Origin of the sequence: Salinivibrio sp. ML198 (assembly GCF_001996015.1) — a bacterium.
Taxonomy (GTDB): Bacteria; Pseudomonadota; Gammaproteobacteria; order Enterobacterales; family Vibrionaceae; genus Salinivibrio; species Salinivibrio siamensis.
In genome coordinates this window covers 76,326-95,062 of sequence record NZ_MUEZ01000007.1, presented here as the reverse complement: position 1 = coordinate 95,062, position 18,737 = coordinate 76,326, and the positions used below count along the sequence as shown (strand labels likewise).

Below are 18,737 nucleotides of genomic sequence, written 5' to 3'. Positions count from 1 at the left end.
TCAGCGCTCATCCTGTGTGTTGTTTTTTATGTTTGCCAGTGAGTAAAAACAGCCTGACACAATCACAAAGGCAAATACGCCAAGGCTTCGGCTGTTAAAGGTTTCAAAGGCATTGACCGTTAGCCAGTAGATAAAAAAGGCGATAGAGAAGAATGCGACTATCTTACCGCTCTTCGACGTATCGCGAGCGACAAAGCAACGCGTAGCAAGCTGGAAATAGGTAAATAAAATCAGTGCAAAACCTGCCAATCCATAGGCGACCAGTGTTTCTACGTGGTTGCTATGTAAATGCGATAGGTTGCTATACATAGGCACTGTTTTTTTTAGCTCTGAGAGCTTGTCGGAAGAAGAGATAACATACCCAATTCCATTTTCACCCAGACCCACAAAGGCGGTATTTTGAAATACATCCCAAGCCGCTAACCAAGAATTCAGTCTTACGCCAACACTGGTCATCGGAATATTGTCTAGGTTGCCCTGGATAACACTAGAGATGACAGCACTCTCTTTTAGTGCTCGGTTTTGAATATAGTCAGATTGACTGACTGCAAACAGGGTGATGACGACAAACGCGTAGCCTAAGAGCAACTTCTTCTTTCCCTCAATGACGCCCACAAAGAACAGCAGTATCGGCGTTAATGCGATGACGATCGCGAGGGCAAGCCACACTTGTCGCGACTGGCTGACCAGTGTCAATACGAGGCCTAGGATGGCTGAAAGTGCAAAGAACGCGCGAAGCGTCCAGCGACTTTTGTCGACGAGATAAAAGCTAAACGCCGAAATAATCGCAATCACACCGCCCAGCATCGAGGTGTACTGCGCATTCTTTAAACCAAAGTCGACGCGGTGCGTGTGGAGCAGTTGCTGAATTTGGTTTGAGAAGTCGCTTTGTGTATAGCAAGCAATGAACACGCCCAGAACAAAGCAGGCGGCGAGCCCGATCACGGTGTCTTTTCGCCCTTGCAACGCGAGGCCGATGGGGACGAGCAAAAATAGTTTTGCCAACCGGTCGACATGTGGGTAGGCATTGGCAATGTCAGGAATATGCATCAAGCTGTTTGCCCAGCTCAGGCACTGGACGATAATTACTCCAAAAAACGCCCAGACAATGGGATCTTTTTTAAGCTGGGGCCAGTGGATATAAAGCAAAGGCAGACTCAATAGCAAAAAGCCGGCACGGAAGACTTCACCCACGTCAGGAAATGCGATCGCACACAAGGCATAACCGAATAGGAAAAAGCGGGTGATTTGGTAATACAACTGATGACTCAGGTAACGAGAACTGGATGATGCCATGCTGATACTGCTCACGGTAGAATCCTTTTTACAACTCGGCTCGGGGCGAGATCGTTTAAACATTTTAAGTGCCCTAGGGGACATTCGCGCTGGAAGCAAGGACGGCACTCGATATCCGTGTGCACAATATCGACCTTACTGGTCAGCGGCGGGGTATAATCGGGGGATGTTGAGCCGTAGATGGCTATCACTTGGCAGTTGACTGCCGCGGCGATGTGCATCAACCCCGAGTCATTGCTGACCACGGTTTGACACGCGCCTAAAAGGTCGACGGCTTCGATTAAGTTGGTTTTGCCTGCCAATACATGAATATTAGGCGCATGCTCTGCGAGAGCGGCAATTTTTTCACAGGTTTCAACATCTTTCGCCGAGCCAAAAAGCCAAATTTGGTAGCCTTGTTGATGCGCTTGGCGTGCGACCTCAGCATAGTGCTGTTCTGGCCACTTTTTGGCAGGCCCGAACTCGGCACCCGGGCATAAACCAATCACAGGTTTGTCTTGGTTTAATCCTAGTTTGGCGATGACGGCCGCTTGGGCGTCTGGGTCGATGTCTAGCGCCGGCTTAGGGAGGTTGTCGAGCCCACCCAGCGAGGCAGAGCTTTGCATCTCGGTGCGCGGGTGAGCGAGGGCAACATAACGCTCAACCATGTATTGAAACGCTTTCTTGTTGGGACGCAGGTCGTTGAGCAAGCCATAACGCATTTCACCTTTCCAACCCGTACGCGTCGGGATCCCTGCAAACCACGGGATCAGTGCGGATTTAGCAGAATTAGGCAACACGTAGGCGCGATCATAACCGTACTTTGCTAAGCGTTTCCCCAGTTGGTAGCGCTTACCAAGTGCCAATTCGCCATGGCCGAGTGGCATTTCAATGCTGCGATTAACCTCAGGCATGCGCGCGAGAATCGGCGCGCACCAAGCGGGCGCCATCACATCAATCTTGGCATCCGGGTGCTGTTGCTTGAGGGTTTTATACAAAGACTGCGACATCACCATATCGCCGACCCATGATGGGCCAATGATTAATACGCTGGTCATGATGCCCGTTTCCTCTTTGCTTCTTGGTAGATATTACGGCCGTCCTCGCGGGTACGAAGTAGCTGCAAGATCCACATGTATTGATCCAGCTGACCGTCGAGCATGGTTTCTATTTGTTGGTTCATCATGCGTGCGTCGGTGCGACTGTCTCCCGTTGGGAAGTCGTTAAACGCAGGGTGAACCTCGATGACGAACCGACCCGTCTGGGCATCAAAGCCTGACAGCACAGGGACAATATGCGAGCGGGTGACTTTGCTTAATTTGCCTAGACTCGGCAAGGTCGCTTTGGTGGTGGCAAAAAACGGCACGAACTCGCTGCTCTCATCTCGCATATCTTCGTCGGGCAAGTAATATCCCAAAAATCCGCGCTTAACTGCACGGATAAAGGGCTTAATCCCTGCTTCGCGCTCATAACAGTTACCGCCATATTGTACGCGTTGGCGATGCATCAGCCAGTCTAGTAGCGGGTTTTTTTGTCGTTTTGAGAATGCCGCCACGGGGAGCCCTTGCGAGGCAAATAAAATCGCGGCTGCATCGATGGCCCAAGTATGGGGCACAAAGAGGATCACCGCTTCGTCGTTATCAGTGTGCCGAGTGATATGTTCCATGCCAGTCACATCACAGTGGTGTTGAAACCACTGGCGACTGCGCAAGGTGATCAGCGGAAAGCTCAGCAAAAAAGCCCCTGCGGTGGTCAAGGTGTCGACTAATATGGCTTCGCGTGCTTGCGCGGATTTCTCGGGAAAGCAGGCTTCCAAATTAAGCCAGGCGTTAAGGATCGTGCCTTTTTTCTTTTTAACCAGTTTGCGCGCCACCCATTGTGCGAAGCGATGCTTACCGCGCGCCGGCACCAGAAGGCTGAAAGGCATTGCGATGAGTAGCATCAGCCACGTGCCCCAGTATTTAGGCGCTAAGTAAGCACGCGAGAACTCTGGGTTATACGCGTGCGCGTCGTAGTCGTGTCGCTGTTTTGTCATTGCTCTTTCTCGCGTCCCACTATCAAGGGGGACGAATTGCTTTTATTAGCGGTTGATTTCGGCTAGGTAAGCGGCGACACCTTCAGCCACGGTCTTAAAGGAGGCGGTGTATCCCGCTTCACGTACCTTGGTCAGATCGGCTTGTGTGTACGCTTGGTAGCGACCTTTTAGGTGGTCGGGGAAGGGGATCTCTTCAATCTCTCCTTGACCGTGGAAATCAATCACCGCACTGGCAACCGCACTAAAAGGCTCGGCGCGGCCGGTACCACAGTTGTAGATCCCGCTGATCTGTTGCTGCCAGAACCAAATATTCATTGCGCAGACATCACCGACATAGACAAAGTCACGCTTGAAGGTATCACTGCCCTCAAAAAGTTTGGGGTTCTCGCCTTTTAGAATTTGTTGATTGAGGTGATAAGCCACTGACGCCATGCTGCCTTTGTGCTGTTCGCGCGGACCATACACATTAAAATAACGGAAGCCAGTAATCGGTGGCAGAGTCTCGCCATGGGCCTTGGCATCTTCTTGCACACGACGGACATAGTTGTCGAACTGCTGCTTGGAATACCCATAGACATTCAGCGCGCCTTCATACTCTGGCGCTTCAATGAAGTTACTGTCGCGGCCGCCATAGGTGGCTGCTGACGAGGCGTAGAGAAAGGGGATATCGCGGTCAATACAATAATGCAACAGTTCTTTCGAGTACTCGTAGTTGTTGAGCATCATGTATTTGCCGTCCCACTCTGTGGTCGCTGAGCAAGCGCCTTGGTGGAAAATGGCTTCGATCGGGCCGAAGTTCTCTCCGGCCATGATTTGGGTAAGAAAATCTTCCTTATCCATATAGTCCGCGATGTCGAGGTCAACCAGGTTAACGAATTTGGTGCCGTCTTTGAGGTTATCGACCACCACGATGTCACGGTAGCCTTGCTCGTTCAGTGCTTTTACTAAGTTGCTGCCAATCATGCCAGCACCACCAGTCACAAAAATCATATCGTTACCTAATTCATCTCTATCTGACGACAGACCCCGTCGCCATCACTGTTGACTGTGATAGTATGGTCAAGCATCAACCGGGCAGAGGACTGAACCATACATGAAAACCCGAGACCGAATTATCCATGCTGCACTGGCTTTATTCAATCAACATGGTGAACCGAATATCACCACCAACCATATCGCAGCAGAACTCGGGATTAGCCCGGGCAACCTTTACTATCACTTCCGTAATAAAGAAGCGATTATACACAGTATATTCGACCAATACGCGCAAGATCTTGCCCTTGCCTTTGATCCTAGTCAGCCTCGTGATGATACCCAAGCCTTGCTGCAGCATTACTTGGACGCGACCTTTAGCTTGATGTGGCGTTATCGGTTTTTTTACGCCAATTTGCCGGACATTTTGCGTCGTGACGAAGCATTGCAACAAAAATATCTTGGGGCGCAGCAACAGCTACAAACCAACTTGATGACCATTTTGCATCATTACCGTCAAGCCGGTTGGCTGAGTCTCAATGACAGTGCTTTGTCTGCGGTCGGAGAAACGCTTAAGCAAGTGGCGTCGAGCTGGATTTTTTATCAAAGTGCACAAGCTCCCCAAACGCAAATTCATGCAGGGGTGATCTACAAAGGTATTTTGCAGATGCTGGCATTGTTACATCCTCTGACATCGGCACAGGGACAAATGGCTATCACTGCGTTGATAGACCACTACGAGCAGCAGTTAGTTCGCCAAGACTCACGCTCGCTGGACACATTGAACTGAGCTATCTCTCTAGGCGGTGGTGGCATTGCGCGATATTCGCCCAGCTTGTCAGTGATTACACGATATGAATCACTGTCTCGCGCCCCTTATTGGCACAAAACGCGCGAACGTGCCATGATAGCAAGCATTCATTCGTCGTACACAATGTGTGCGGCGGCCTTCCCAAAGTAATCATCACAGCACGGAGATTGCGATGACGGCTGCCTTCTACCAGCAAATCCGTCATCAGCTTGAGCAAGTTAAAGCTGATGGCTTGTACAAAAGTGAACGCCTTATTACCTCACCACAAGCGGCCAGTGTGGCCGTCAATCATGAACAGCAGGTATTGAACTTTTGCGCCAATAACTATTTGGGGCTCGCTAACCATCCTGAGTTGGTGGACGCTGCCAAAGCAGGCATGGATGAGCACGGCTTTGGTATGGCGTCGGTACGGTTTATTTGTGGGACGCAAGATGCGCACAAAACCCTGGAAGCCAAGTTATCTGACTTTCTCGGGATGGAAGATACCATCCTGTATTCCTCATGCTTTGACGCCAATGCGGGATTATTCGAAACCATTCTCGGCCCAGACGATGCCATTATTTCTGATGCGCTAAACCATGCGTCGATTATCGATGGCGTGCGCTTATGTAAAGCCAAGCGTTTCCGTTATGCCAACAACGATATGGACGAGTTGGAAGCCCAGCTAAAAGCGGCGAAAGCGGCCGGTGTGGCGAATATCTTGATTGTGACTGATGGTGTCTTCTCGATGGACGGCGTGGTAGCGAATTTGCCGGCTGTGTGCGATCTGGCGGAGCAATATGGTGCGTTGGTGATGGTGGATGACTCTCACGCGGTCGGCTTTATGGGCCAGAACGGTCGAGGCACCCACGAATATCATCAAGTGATGGATCGTGTCGACATCATCACTGGTACCTTGGGCAAAGCAATGGGCGGTGCTTCAGGAGGCTACACCTCAGGGAAAAAAGAGGTGATTGATTGGTTGCGTCAACGTTCGCGCCCTTACCTTTTCTCCAACTCGCTGGCACCGGCGATTGTATCTGCCTCTATTCGCGTACTGGATATGCTGGCCGAAAGTGATCACTTGCGTGAGCAGCTTTGGGACAACAGCCAACACTTCCGTGCACGCATGACGGAAGCGGGCTTTACCTTAGCGGGCGCTGATCATGCCATTATTCCCGTGATGCTGGGTGATGCCAAAGTGGCCAGTGAGTTTGCCGAGCGGATGATGGAAGAGGGTGTCTATGTGGTGGGCTTCTCCTACCCAGTGGTGCCCAAAGGGCAAGCACGTATTCGTACCCAGATGTCAGCCGCGCATACGCGTGAGCAACTGGACCGTGCCATTGATGCCTTCATCAAAGTGGGCAAAGAGATGAAATTGATTGGGTAATGTCATGACACAAACAACCATGAAAGCCTTGGCCAAACTCAAGGCGGAGCCCGGCATTTGGATGACGGAGGCCGAGCTTCCTGAGCTGGGGCATAACGATCTGCTGATCAAAATTCGTAAAACGGCCATCTGTGGCACCGATGTGCATATTTATAAGTGGGACGAGTGGTCACAAAATACCATCCCTGTTCCTATGGTGGTCGGCCATGAATATGTCGGTGAAGTCGTCGGCATTGGTCAAGAAGTGCGTGGCTTTTCACTGGGGGACCGTGTCTCTGGTGAGGGCCATATCACCTGTGGGCACTGCCGGAACTGCCGTGGCGGTCGTACCCATCTATGTCGTAATACCGTCGGGGTGGGGGTCAATCGCGAAGGGGCGTTTGCCGAGTATTTGGTAATCCCTGCGTATAATGCGTTCAAAATCCCCGATGAGATTTCGGATGATTTAGCCTCGATTTTTGACCCGTTTGGCAACGCCGTCCACACCGCGCTCTCGTTTGATTTGGTGGGCGAGGATGTGCTGATCACCGGTGCAGGTCCGATTGGGATCATGGCCGCTGCGGTGGCGCGCCATGTCGGGGCGCGTCATGTGGTGATCACCGATGTGAACGAGTATCGCCTCGAGCTTGCCCGCAAAATGGGGGTGACCCGTGCGGTCAATGTCGCCAATACCTCGCTGGAATCAGTGATGGAAGAGCTGGGGATGAGTGAAGGCTTTGATGTTGGCCTCGAAATGTCTGGTGTGCCGGCGGCGTTTAATAGCATGCTGACGGCCATGAATCACGGTGGCAACATAGCGCTTCTTGGGATCCCACCCAGTGATATGGGGATTGATTGGAACCAAGTGATTTTTAAAGGCTTGGTGATCAAAGGTATCTATGGCCGTGAGATGTTCGAAACCTGGTACAAGATGGCGTCGTTAATCCAATCAGGGTTGGATTTAACCCCGATCATCACCCATCACTACAGCGTGGATGACTTTCAACAAGGCTTTGATGTGATGTGCTCAGGCCAATCAGGCAAGGTGATCCTCGATTGGCAGAGCTAAATACCACGATTGCCGCGTCCATGTTGAACCATGGCGATGGGCTCTGTTAGATGACAAACGCGCCCGCCGATGAGGTGGGCGTGTTTAATCCAGCCAAGGCACGGGGTTGGTGGTGTTGCCTTTACGGCGAATTTCGAAATACAGAGAAGGGGTGGATTGTCCACCACTGTCGCCGACCAAGGCGATAGCTTCCCCGGCAGTGACCGTATCGCCTACGTCTTTTAGCAAAGCTTGGTTGTAGCCATATAAGGTCATGTCCCCTTTGCCATGGTCAACGGCAATCAATAACCCATAGCCGCGTAGCCAGCTAGAAAGCACGACTTTACCCGCATGCGCCGCTTTGACCTCGGTACCGCGTTTGGCCCCAATTACGATACCATTCCACGAGACTTCACCTGACTGACGCTCACCAAAACGGTGGAGCAGCTTCCCTTGGGTGGGCCAGTGAAGTTTGCCTTTGGCTTTTCCAATGCCCGCCATTTTTACTTGTGCACGGCGCGCCGCCGCAGCAATTTGCTCTTGCAGCCGTTGCTTGTTTGTCTTGAGCTCAGCTAAATAAGCATTGTCGCTGGCAATTTTGGCCCGGATTTTTTTCGCGGTCTGGCTTTGCGAGGCTTGCTCCCGCTCCAGTGCTTGTTTTTTCTCGGTTAACTCTGCCACCAAGCTAGCCTGCTTATCACGTTGTTGTTTGAGCTGGTGGGCCGTGAGTTGATAATCGGTGCGAGTCGCAGCTAATGATTCGATCGCCTCCTGCATGGTGCTTGCAAGCACTTCAGCATACTTCGTGAGTCGGTCGAGCTTGGTGGGTGACTCTTGGCTAAGTAGGCGTTTTAGCTGATCATGCTCGCCTTGGCGATATTGGGCGTCGATCAATTCGGCTAACTGTGCCTGCTGGGCAATCATCTCTTGTTTGAGTCGCGCTTGCTTTTTGCTTAGGCGCGTGATTTGAGCATCAGTCTGCTGCAGGGTTTGCTGAGCTTGGCGCGTTTTTTTAGACAGGGTATCAATGCGTTTCGACTGTGCTTTTAGATCGCTTTGTAACGCATTGAGCTTTTTATTGTGCGCCGCCAATTGCGATTGCTGGCGGGCAATTTCATCGCTCACTCCCTCTAGCTCAGAGTTGGCATTGGCTGAGCCAATCAACAGGCAGAGAAAAACGCCAGTGCATAATGCACTGGCGCGGAGGGTTTGGCTTAAGCGTGTTCGTTTCTCCCGCATAGGGGGATTATTTCAGATCGAACAGTGGCTTGCCAGTCATCTCTTCAGGAATCTCCATACCGGTTAATGCCAGCATAGTCGGTGCCAGGTCAGAGAGCTTACCGCCTTCTTTCAAGCTTACCGGCTGACTGCCCACATACATCAGCGGGACAGGCAGGTTGGTGTGTGCCGTATACGCACCGCCGGTCTCTTCGTTGACCATCATCTCAGCGTTACCGTGGTCGGCGGTGATCAGCATCTGACCATCCACTTCTTTGATGGCTTCCAAGACACGGCCGATGCAGTGATCGACGGCTTCGCAGGCCTGTACTGCAGCGTCATACACCCCAGTGTGGCCAACCATGTCGCCGTTTGGATAGTTACAGATGATCATATCGAACTTACCAGACTTAATCGCATCAACGAGCTTGTCGGTCAGCTCTTCTGAACTCATTTCTGGTTGTAGATCATAGGTAGCCACTTTTGGTGAGGCGACCAAGGCACGCTCTTCGCCTTCAAACACGGTCTCGATACCGCCGTTGAAGAAGAAAGTTACGTGTGCGTACTTCTCGGTTTCAGAGATACGCAGCTGAGTTTTACCATTTTTTGATAGCCATTCGCCAAGCGTGTTGGAGAGGCTTTCAGGTGGGAAGGCCACCGTGGTATCGATGTCAGCGGCGTATTCCGTCAGCATCACAAAGTCAGACAGTTCCGCGTATTTTTTACGCGCAAAGCCATCAAAATCCGGCATAAAAGCGCGCGTCATTTGACGAGCACGGTCGGCACGGAAATTCATGAAAACAACCGCATCGCCATCGTTAATGGTCGCTTTGTTGTCCCCGTCACGGTAAATTTCTGTTGGGGCGACAAATTCATCATTTTCTTCACGTGCGTAAGCCGCTTCCAAGCCTTCTACAGCGCTGGTCGCAGTGAATTCGCCTTGCGCTTGGGTGAGCAAATCATAAGCGCGCTCGACACGGTCCCAGTTGTTGTCACGGTCCATGGCGTAGTAGCGACCAACCAGTGATGCGGTACGGCCTTTACCCAGCTTTTCAAACAGGGCATCGAAGCGCTCTAGCGATGCTTTTGCACTGCGTGGCGGCGTATCACGGCCATCCAGGAAGCAGTGTAGATAAATCTGATCGGCACCGCGCTCTGCGGCCAGTTCAACCATGGCGGCAATATGATCTTCATGGCTGTGTACACCGCCAGGCGACATCAGACCCATAATATGCACGGCTTTGCCTTTATCGACGGCTTTATCAACGGCGGCCGTCAGTGCTGGGGTTTGGTTAAACTCACCGTCCGCAATGGATTTGCCAATACGGGTCAAGTCTTGGTAAACCACGCGACCTGCGCCGATGTTGACATGGCCAACTTCTGAGTTACCCATTTGCCCATCAGGCAGACCCACATCGAAACCGGACGCTGAAATCAGTGTGCTGTTCTCGGCCATGAGGCTGTCGATCACAGGGGTGTTGGCGTTGGTAATCGCGTTATCGCTTTGTGGGTCGCGATAACCCCAGCCATCGAGAATCACCAGTGCAAGTGGTTTTTTCGCAGACATGTTACGTCCTCTTAATTCAAGCAAAAGACTGACATTGGATGCCAATGACATTGGATGTCATGGAGCAACCACTGAGGCATGGAGCCAGATGCATGGCTAGCTTCAGGGCTCAGTGTGTGCGTAATTTTACAACATTTTACGGGCTGATATGTAGGCTAAGATCAATTATCCCAGCTGACAAGTTAACCAGCAAGCCTTGGTTCACTTGCCTTCGAACCTTGACTCCCCTCATTATGGCGAAGATCGCCGCTGTGCGCGAATGGCTTGGCTCGATTTCTGCGATTGATGAAACCTTCTTTCTTTTCAAGTTATTGAGCGGAAGGTGAAAACGCGGGGACGTGCGTATGAGTGAGCAAACGCGCGATTTCGTCTCGGCAGGCTGTAAAACCATGGCGAGCAGGTTATACTCGACACCATTTTCACCCCTTGATGGACTCTCGCCCTCGGCGAGACAAGCAAGCAGTATAGAGCAAAGGTTATGCAGGAATATATTGATTTTGTCTCCAATAACATGATTCTCACCCTTGTCTGGGTAGGCTTGGCGGCCGCTTTACTGATGTCGCTGATTAAACAAAAAACGGCTGCCTATAAAGTGGTAGGCCCTAATGACGCGGCGATCCTTAACAACCGAGAAAATGGGGTATTCGTCGACATTCGTGGCCATGATGATTTTCGCGCCGGCCATATCACGGGGGCGATTAATGTGTTGCCGAGTGAAATCAAATCACAGTCGTTTGGTGAGCTTGAAAAACACAAAAATGACCCCATCATTGTGGTATGCAAAACCGGTCAAACGGCGGCAGACAGTGCCAATCAACTGGCAAAAGCAGGCTTCGAGTCCGTTTATATTCTTAAAGACGGTTTGACCTCTTGGAACGATGCCAAAATGCCGCTGGTCCGTGCCAAAAGCGGTAAGGGCAAGAGCAAAAAGAAAAAGTGATCCTTCACTCAATTCTCGAGCGACCGCATGACGCGGTGGCTCGCATTTTTTAATGTGCCAGGCGCATTTGCAATTTTTAAAATAAGGACGAACCATCATGGCTGAAGCCGAAAACAACCAACAAGCCGAGCAAAATTTTGCCATTCAACGCGTTTTTCTCAAGGACGTGTCTTTTGAAGCGCCAAACTCGCCAGAAGTGTTCCAACAAGATTGGGCGCCAGACGTTAACCTTGATTTGGACACGCAAAGCCGCGAGTTGGGTGAAGGCATCTATGAAGTGATCTTGCGTTTGACCGTGACGGTGAAAAACCAAGAAAGTAATGCCTTCCTTTGTGAAGTGCAGCAAGGTGGTATTTTCTCTGTGTCAGGCATGGAATCGCCACAATTGGCACATTGCCTGGGCGCTTTCTGTCCTAACATTCTTTTCCCTTATGCGCGTGAAACGATTTCGAGCTTGGTCGTTAAAGGAACCTTCCCGCAACTGAACCTGGCACCGGTTAACTTTGATGCCTTGTTCATGAACTACCTGCAGCAGCAGGCGGGCGAAACAGCTAGCGAAGAAGACGCGCAAGCGTAAGGTGTGATGATGACAGATCTTGCTCCTACTCAAGATGCGGCCATTACGGTACTGGGCGCCGGCTCTTACGGGACGGCGCTAGCAATCTCGTTGGCCAGAAATGGCGCCAACGTGGTGTTATGGGGGCACGATCCGAGTCATATCGCACAGCTGGAAATTGATCGCGCCAACCAAGCGTTTCTTCCCGATGTGGCGTTTCCAGACTCATTAGTGCTCTGTGCGGATCTATCTGTTGCGGTCAATGCCAGTCGCGATTTGCTTGTGGTCGTCCCCAGCCATGTATTTGGTGATGTACTGAGCCAAGTGCGCCCTCACTTACGGGCCGACTCTCGTGTGTGTTGGGCGACTAAAGGCCTAGAGCCGGAAACCGGTCGTCTATTGCAAGACGTGGCACGTGAACAATTGAGCGACGATATACCGCTCGCGGTGTTATCGGGGCCTACGTTTGCTAAAGAGCTTGCCGCGGGCATGCCTACCGCGATTTCGGTGGCCTCGCCCGACGCAGAGTTCGTGAGTGATTTACAAGAGACCATTCATTGCCAACACAGCTTTCGCGTCTATGGAAACCATGACTTCATTGGTATGCAGCTTGGCGGCGCGGTGAAAAACGTGATTGCGATTGGTGCTGGGATTTCCGATGGTATTGGCTTTGGCGCAAACGCACGAACGGCATTGATTACCCGAGGGCTTGCTGAAATGACCCGGCTGGGTGAAGCGCTGGGCGCCTCTCGAGATACCTTTATGGGGATGGCGGGATTAGGCGATTTGGTGCTCACGTGCACCGATAACCAGTCGCGCAACCGTCGCTTTGGCCTAGCGTTAGGCCAGGGTGAGGACGTACAAGGTGCCCAAGATAACATCGGCCAAGTGGTCGAGGGGTATCGCAACACCAAAGAAGTATGGGCACTGGCCCAGCGCGCGGGCGTCGAGATGCCTATTGTGGAGCAGATTTATCAAGTGCTCTATCAAGGCAAACTGGCCCATCATGCTGCGCGAGATTTGCTGGCACGAGACAAAAAGTCCGAATAACAGCAAAGACGAACAGAGTAACGCGCGGGGTGAGAACCGCGCGTTTTTTTTATACACTGGCGTGGGGCGGTGTTGTCGCCTGAGTGGTAGATCATTTGGGATAAGGATGAAGGCAGTGAATCAGGCTAAAAAACAATGCCAACAAGATCGTGTCTGGCAAGCAGTGAAAAAAGAAGCGCGCGAGCATTCAGAGCGTGAGCCGATGTTGGCGAGTTTTTACCACGCCACCATTATTAAGCACGACAATTTAGCCAGCGCATTGAGTTATATCCTCGCCAACAAGCTTTCCACGCCCTCGATGCCCTCAATGGCGGTGCGAGAAGTGATAGAAGAAGTCTATGCCAACGATGCTTGCGTGGCGGAATCCGCCGCGTGTGATATCTGTGCCACCGTTGAGCGCGATCCGGCTGTCGAATTGTATTCAACGCCACTTTTATACCTGAAAGGCTTTCATGCGTTGCAAGGCTTTCGGGTCGCTAACTGGCTATGGCGTCAAGGACGAAAAGAGTTGGCCACCTACTTACAAAACCAAATTTCGGTGACCAGCCAAGTGGATGTTCACCCAGCGGCCTGTATTGGTCGTGGCATTATGTTTGACCACGCCACGGGTATTGTTATCGGTGAAACCGCAGTCATTGAAGACAATGTGTCTATTCTCCAAGATGTCACCTTGGGCGGCACCGGCAAAGAGGGCGGCGACCGCCATCCGAAGATCCGTACGGGCGTGATGATCGGTGCCGGGGCGAAAATTCTGGGTAATATTGATATTGGAGAGGGGGCGAAAATTGGCTCCTGCTCTGTGGTGCTTAACCCCGTACCGCCTCACACCACGGTGGCTGGCGTACCGGCCAAGATTGTGGGTCGGCCCAGCTCGCACATGCCGTCGCTGGATATGGATCAAGAATTTAATGGCTCGCACAAGACGTTTATCTCGGGAGATGGGATATAGCGCGGCTTGCATAAGCGCGGCTTGCATAAGCGCGGCTTGCATAAGGGTGGGCCTCATCCAAGCCATCTCAGAATAAAAAACGGAGCCGTCAGGCTCCGTTTTGTTATGCATAAATCATGATGTCGCTATTTAGAACAGCTTTTCGGCGACTTCATATAGGTCGTCGCGGAATGGGCGCTTCATGTTTTCAATCGCGTCAACGATGTCATGATGCACCATTTTGTCATTCTGAATACCGACACAACGGCCACCTTCACCTTGTTGCAGAAGGTCAACGGCGTAAGCGCCCATGCGCGAGGCAAGAATGCGGTCAAAGGCACCGGGTTGGCCGCCACGTTGAATATGGCCAAGAATGGTCGCGCGTGTTTCGCGGCCGGTTTCGGTCTCGATGAACTTCGCGAGTTCATTCGCGTCGGTCATCAGCTCAGTAATTGCGATAATCGCGTGTTTCTTACCTTTGTAGATGCCTTCTTTAACCTTGGCGAGGAGCTTGTCTTTATCCAAGCCGATCTCTGGGGTGATGATGTATTCACAGCCACCGGCAATCGATGCCATCAGGGTCAGATCGCCGCAATGGCGTCCCATCACCTCAACAATTGAGATACGCTGGTGAGAAGATGAGGTGTCGCGCAGGCGGTCAATCGCATCAATCACTGTGTTCATCGCCGTCATGTAGCCGATGGTATAATCCGTACCGGCGACGTCGTTGTCGATGGTGCCAGGTAAGCCGATGCAGGGGTAGCCCATTTCGGTGAGCTTTTTCGCTCCCATAAAGGAGCCATCACCACCGATCACGACCAAGGCGTCGATGCCGTGCATTTTCAGGTTCTGAATCGCTTGCTCACGCACTTTTTCGTCGGCAAATTCAGGAAAACGCGCTGAGCCTAGGAAGGTGCCGCCGCGGTTAATCACGTCAGAAACGCTTGTGCGATTGAGGCGCTCAATGCGGTTTTGATGCAGGCCGAGAAAACCATCATAAATACCATATACTTCTAAGCCTTCGCTGAGCGCGCTGCGAACCACACCGCGAATCGCTGCGTTCATACCTGGCGCATCACCGCCACTGGTCAAAACACCAATTTTTCTAACCATGGTTACCCTCTAACTGTTCGTCACTTATTTCGTGCCGATTGCGGTAATGGCAACCTGCTTGCCCCAGTGAACCCGCAATGACGATCGCTTAAACTGTAATTTTCCTACTTCTGTAATAGTATTACAATTGCTATAGAAAAAAAGTTGATACATGTCAGCCCGATGAGCTTTTGTTCATGCCGTCCCTCACGCTTTTGCCCCCTTTGGCACCACGGATTTCGGGTCTTGATGGATGATCACATCCGCCCCGGGAAACGCGACGAGCAATCTATCTTCCACTTCATCGGCGATAGTATGTGCATCCACTAAGGGTAGCTCGTCATCCAGCTCTATGTGTAATTGGATAAACTTTGTCATGCCCGCCTGCCGAGTGCGCAATTGATGAATGCCGTGCACCCCTACCACTGAGCTCGAGAGCACCGCTATTTTTTCTTGTTCTTCAAGCGGTAGCTGCCTGTCGAGCAGTGATTGGATGGCCTCGTAAGCCATTTTAAGTGCTTGCGATAAAATAAACAGGCTGATGGCAATCGCAAACCAAGCATCGGCTTGCGCCCAGCCGTACCAGCTGAGGCCAAGCGCAATAATAATCGCAATGTTCATCAATAAATCAGATTGGTAATGAAGCGCATCAGCGGCGATGGCGGGGCTGGCGGTTTTACGGATCACCCATTTTTGAAACAGCACCAAGCCAAAGGTGATCAAGGTGGCACCGACACTGACCATAATGCCAAGTTCAGGAGCGGCAATCGGTACGGGCTTGAACAAACGTTCGAGCCCGCTGAGCAGCAAGAATGAGGCGGAGCCAATAATGAAGGTAGATTGCGCCAAGGCGGCCAATGATTCCGCTTTACCATGACCAAAACTGTGTTCACTGTCCGCGGGCTGAACTGCGTAGCGCACCACGACTAAATTGGTGAGCGAGGCGAGCAAATCGAGCAATGAGTCAACAAAGGAGGCCAGCACACTGACCGAGCCGGTGAGCCACCAAGCGATGAGTTTGGCTAATAGGAGAAGGGTCGCCACACAGGTGGCTGCCCACGCCGCGGCTTCGACCCAAAACGCATACTTTTTTGTCATACAGAGGGCAGTCGGTTAATCAACACTGCCCTCAAGTATATATGCCATTGACGGCAAACGTATGACACGGCGCAGGTTTAGCGCCAACAGTCACCTTTTTGACCCGACTGGTGATGCCCCCCTTTGCCACGGTGACCGCGGTGATCCCGTTTTTCCATCATCGCATCAAAAAAGGCGCTTTGTTGCTCAGGTGTCAGTACTTGCAACATGGCGTGTTGGTGACGAGCGTGAGCCAAACGACGCTCAAGCTTAGGTTGTGACTGAGACGCCAAGAGATCGCGCACCGCTGCTTCATCAAACGTCTCTTGGGTGAGCAGTGTATGCATGTTGGTATGGAAGTCGCCTCGTACTTGTTGGCGCTGGGCTCGGTAATCGTCTCGCAATGCTTCAAGCTGCGTCTTTTGCTCAGCGGTCAAGTCCAGGTCACGCCACATACCGCGGTCCATGCCACCGCCAAAGTGCGGAGCAGCCAAGGTGGGAAGGGTCACTGCTGCAAGTGCCAAGCCAATGGTCAAGCGTTTCATCATCTTTCTCCTTTAGTGGATTGTTTACCCTGTTAGCCTACGTGCTGGGATGTAAAGTGACGTTATGGGATGTAAAGATGGGTAAAGTCACGCATGTGTATGAGCCGCTATGATAGAAATACACCCTGTTGGGTGTCACAAACACGCCACCTTGGGAGTGAGTGTAAAAGCATGTATCAGGTTTTAATCATCGATGATGACACAGCGTTAACGGACCTTCTAAGCGAACTGCTGTCCTTGGAGGGATTTTCGGTGCGCTGCGCGGATAACGGCCAAGTGGGTTTGGAGATGGCCAATGCGTCACCGCCCGATATTATTTTACTGGATGTGATGATGCCTGTGCTCAACGGGATGGAAACCTTGCGCCAGCTACGCGCGACCTCCAACGTGGCGATTTTGATGCTAACCGCGCGAGGTGAGGAAGTGGATCGTGTGATGGGGTTAGAATTAGGTGCGGACGACTATTTGGCTAAACCCTTTAGTGATCGTGAACTGCTTGCCCGAATGCGAGCGATTTTACGCCGGACGCAGGGAGATGGCGCCGAACAGACGCAATCGGACGAGGAACCTGTCCTCGCGCATCATGACGTGCGGGTCTACCCACGCCGGCTGGAAACGCTATGCCAGGACGCACCGGTGGATCTAACGGGGATGGAAACAGAAATGTTGGCATGCCTACTGCAACACCCTGGCGAAGTGGTGAGTAAAGCCCTGCTCAGCGAACAAGTGCTGGGCAAGCGCTTAATGCCGTTTGATAGAGCGGTAGATGTACATATCTCCAACTTACGCAAGAAGTTGCCAGAGCGCCTTGATGGTAAGCCAAGAATCAAGACCTTAAGAGGTAAGGGGTACCTATGGGTCGATTAGCGACGTGGCGACAACGATCCGGGGCGCGTTGGGCGCGGGTGCCTTTTCTCGGCAGCTTATACGGTCGGGTTTTTATTATTTTCTGGCTTACTTTGCTGGTGGTATTAGCCGCGGTGATGTGGGCTCAGCGTGGTGACCCGCGTAGCCTGCATGCGATCCCATCCCCAGAAAAAGCGCGTATACAAGGTCAGATTGAGAAACTGATGGCCGTCGCGCAAGGTCGGGAGATACCGCTTTCCGTGTTGGTTGCACGGCAAAATCAACATCATGGACACCGTCGCACACCCTATAAGCTCTACTGGGTGCCTGACAGCGCACCACTCGACGCTCTTCCTCGCGAGTTACGCCACTTTATGTCACGCACTTCAGACTCCGCTACCCCCATGCAGCGGCTTTACCGAGGGACCATGCTCGCTGGGCCGTTTCCAGTTGTGACACCTGAAGGAGCAGGCCGTTTTTACCACGCCAGACGTTGGCAGCCTCGGCTACCCTTTGTCCTCAAAATACTGGAAAAGCCAGAGCACTTGCTGGTGGTAACCATGTTGGTGAGCACCCCTTTGCTGTTGTGGCTAGCGTATACCTTAACGCGACCGGCCAGACGTTTTCAGGCGGCCAGCCGACGAGTGGCGCACGGTGAATTGGTGACCGATCCTCAGCTTGAGCGAGGTCCAAGGGAGTTTCGTGATGCAGGGCGGGGTTTTAACCAAATGGTCACAGCGCTTAATCAGATGGTGACGGGGCAACAACAGCTGGTCTCAGATATTTCTCATGAATTACGCTCGCCGCTCACGCGTTTGCAAATGGCGCGGGCCCTCGCTGCGCGTGAGCTGGGCGATAGCGAGGCGTTAGCGAGAATTGAGCGCGAAGCGAGCCAACTTGAGGCGTTGATCAGCGAGTTACTCACTTTGTCACGCTTACAATCCCAAGGCCACCTAGAGCGAGAAAGAATCAGTGCTGATGCCTTGTGGCAAACAGTGATAGAAGATGCCCAGTTTGAAGCCAGTCAACAAGGTAAGCAAGTGACCAGCAATGGGATCCCCGATGCCATGCTGACCGCCAATGTGCGCCTGGCACGTAGTGCCTTAGATAACGTATTACGCAACGCCATTCACTATGCAGACCAACAGGTTAGCATCACGGTTGAGCGAAAAGGGGCACAACTGTGCATTGTGGTCGAAGATGATGGGCCTGGGGTACCAGAGACGATGTTAAAAGACATTTTCCGCCCGTTTTACCGAGTATCGGCCGCGCGTGATCGCCAAAGTGGAGGCTCAGGGCTTGGACTGGCGATTACCGCACAAGCGATTCAACAGCACGGTGGGCAGGTTAACGCGGCCAATCGCCCACAAGGTGGGCTGGCGGTGTGTTTATATTGGCCATGTAGTTAATATTGCGCAATCCACAAGCG

General features: G+C 52.1%; 18 protein-coding genes. 9 read left to right on the top strand and 9 right to left on the bottom strand.

Annotated elements, in window-relative coordinates; genetic code table 11:
* From BZG25_RS06570 to rfaD, 4 genes are read right to left on the bottom strand one after another with little or no spacing between them, the layout of a single operon-like run.
* Complete coding sequence (locus BZG25_RS06570) at nt 1–1,311, bottom strand: O-antigen ligase (RefSeq protein WP_158010015.1); 1,311 nt, start codon at nt 1,309–1,311, stop codon at nt 1–3.
* A complete protein-coding gene (gene waaF / locus BZG25_RS06565; RefSeq protein WP_077578236.1) occupies nt 1,308–2,333 on the bottom strand; it encodes a lipopolysaccharide heptosyltransferase II in 1,026 nt (341 codons plus the stop codon). Before waaF ends, BZG25_RS06570 begins: the two co-directional genes overlap by 4 nt.
* On the bottom strand, nt 2,330–3,310 hold the full coding sequence (gene lpxM, locus BZG25_RS06560; RefSeq protein ID WP_046074706.1) for a lauroyl-Kdo(2)-lipid IV(A) myristoyltransferase: 981 nt from the start codon (nt 3,308–3,310) through the stop codon (nt 2,330–2,332). Before lpxM ends, waaF begins: the two co-directional genes overlap by 4 nt.
* A 45-nt stretch (nt 3,311–3,355) precedes the next feature.
* The gene (gene rfaD, locus BZG25_RS06555) at nt 3,356–4,300 is read right to left on the bottom strand and encodes an ADP-glyceromanno-heptose 6-epimerase (RefSeq protein ID WP_077578237.1); all 945 of its coding nucleotides are present in this window, start codon (nt 4,298–4,300) and stop codon (nt 3,356–3,358) included.
* Between the two features lie 103 nt (nt 4,301–4,403).
* Between rfaD and BZG25_RS06550 the strand changes: the two genes are divergently transcribed.
* The 3 genes from BZG25_RS06550 (at nt 4,404) to tdh (ending at nt 7,510) form a co-directional block, all read left to right on the top strand.
* Nucleotides 4,404–5,072 (top strand): TetR/AcrR family transcriptional regulator, encoded by a 669-nt coding sequence (locus BZG25_RS06550; RefSeq protein WP_046074708.1) that lies wholly within the window; start codon nt 4,404–4,406, stop codon nt 5,070–5,072.
* A gap of 193 nt (nt 5,073–5,265) precedes the next feature.
* Nucleotides 5,266–6,462, top strand: coding sequence for a glycine C-acetyltransferase (locus BZG25_RS06545; RefSeq protein ID WP_046074709.1), 1,197 nt, complete (start codon nt 5,266–5,268; stop codon nt 6,460–6,462).
* 19 nt (nt 6,463–6,481) lie between these two features.
* The gene (gene tdh / locus BZG25_RS06540; RefSeq protein ID WP_108744014.1) at nt 6,482–7,510 is read left to right on the top strand and encodes an L-threonine 3-dehydrogenase; all 1,029 of its coding nucleotides are present in this window, start codon (nt 6,482–6,484) and stop codon (nt 7,508–7,510) included.
* 84 nt (nt 7,511–7,594) lie between these two features.
* Here tdh and BZG25_RS06535 read toward each other — a convergent pair whose 3' ends face one another.
* Both BZG25_RS06535 and gpmM read right to left on the bottom strand, forming a co-directional pair.
* A complete protein-coding gene (locus BZG25_RS06535; RefSeq protein ID WP_046074711.1) occupies nt 7,595–8,728 on the bottom strand; it encodes a peptidoglycan DD-metalloendopeptidase family protein in 1,134 nt (377 codons plus the stop codon).
* Between the two features lie 7 nt (nt 8,729–8,735).
* Nucleotides 8,736–10,274: a 2,3-bisphosphoglycerate-independent phosphoglycerate mutase gene (gene gpmM, locus BZG25_RS06530; protein ID WP_046074712.1), complete on the bottom strand. Its 1,539-nt coding sequence runs from the start codon at nt 10,272–10,274 to the stop codon at nt 8,736–8,738.
* Nucleotides 10,275–10,752: 478 nt separating this feature from the next.
* On the opposite strand from gpmM, the gene BZG25_RS06520 reads away from it, so the two are divergent.
* The 4 genes from BZG25_RS06520 to cysE all read left to right on the top strand — a co-directional run bounded on the left by BZG25_RS06520 (nt 10,753) and on the right by cysE (nt 13,769).
* Nucleotides 10,753–11,214 (top strand): rhodanese-like domain-containing protein, encoded by a 462-nt coding sequence (locus BZG25_RS06520; protein WP_046074714.1) that lies wholly within the window; start codon nt 10,753–10,755, stop codon nt 11,212–11,214.
* Nucleotides 11,215–11,311: 97 nt separating this feature from the next.
* Nucleotides 11,312–11,791, top strand: coding sequence for a protein-export chaperone SecB (secB, locus tag BZG25_RS06515; RefSeq protein ID WP_077459041.1), 480 nt, complete (start codon nt 11,312–11,314; stop codon nt 11,789–11,791).
* A gap of 9 nt (nt 11,792–11,800) precedes the next feature.
* Nucleotides 11,801–12,820 (top strand): NAD(P)H-dependent glycerol-3-phosphate dehydrogenase, encoded by a 1,020-nt coding sequence (gene gpsA, locus BZG25_RS06510; RefSeq protein ID WP_077578239.1) that lies wholly within the window; start codon nt 11,801–11,803, stop codon nt 12,818–12,820.
* A 115-nt stretch (nt 12,821–12,935) separates the two neighbouring features.
* Entirely contained in the window at nt 12,936–13,769 is an 834-nt protein-coding gene (gene cysE / locus BZG25_RS06505) for a serine O-acetyltransferase (protein WP_231637427.1), read from the top strand.
* Between the two features lie 129 nt (nt 13,770–13,898).
* On the opposite strand, the gene pfkA is transcribed toward cysE, so the two are convergent.
* The 3 genes from pfkA to BZG25_RS06490 all read right to left on the bottom strand — a co-directional run bounded on the left by pfkA (nt 13,899) and on the right by BZG25_RS06490 (nt 16,465).
* A complete protein-coding gene (pfkA, locus tag BZG25_RS06500) occupies nt 13,899–14,861 on the bottom strand; it encodes a 6-phosphofructokinase (RefSeq protein ID WP_077638714.1) in 963 nt (320 codons plus the stop codon).
* Nucleotides 14,862–15,047: 186 nt separating this feature from the next.
* Nucleotides 15,048–15,938 (bottom strand): CDF family cation-efflux transporter FieF, encoded by an 891-nt coding sequence (fieF, locus tag BZG25_RS06495; protein ID WP_077638713.1) that lies wholly within the window; start codon nt 15,936–15,938, stop codon nt 15,048–15,050.
* A 77-nt stretch (nt 15,939–16,015) separates the two neighbouring features.
* The gene (locus BZG25_RS06490; protein ID WP_077638712.1) at nt 16,016–16,465 is read right to left on the bottom strand and encodes a Spy/CpxP family protein refolding chaperone; all 450 of its coding nucleotides are present in this window, start codon (nt 16,463–16,465) and stop codon (nt 16,016–16,018) included.
* Between the two features lie 168 nt (nt 16,466–16,633).
* On the opposite strand from BZG25_RS06490, the gene BZG25_RS06485 reads away from it, so the two are divergent.
* Together BZG25_RS06485 and cpxA are read left to right on the top strand one after the other, a co-directional pair.
* Complete coding sequence (locus BZG25_RS06485; protein WP_077638711.1) at nt 16,634–17,329, top strand: response regulator; 696 nt, start codon at nt 16,634–16,636, stop codon at nt 17,327–17,329.
* Nucleotides 17,317–18,717, top strand: coding sequence for an envelope stress sensor histidine kinase CpxA (cpxA, locus tag BZG25_RS06480; RefSeq protein ID WP_077638710.1), 1,401 nt, complete (start codon nt 17,317–17,319; stop codon nt 18,715–18,717). The genes BZG25_RS06485 and cpxA overlap by 13 nt, the downstream gene beginning before the upstream one ends.
* Nucleotides 18,718–18,737 lie beyond the last annotated feature (20 nt).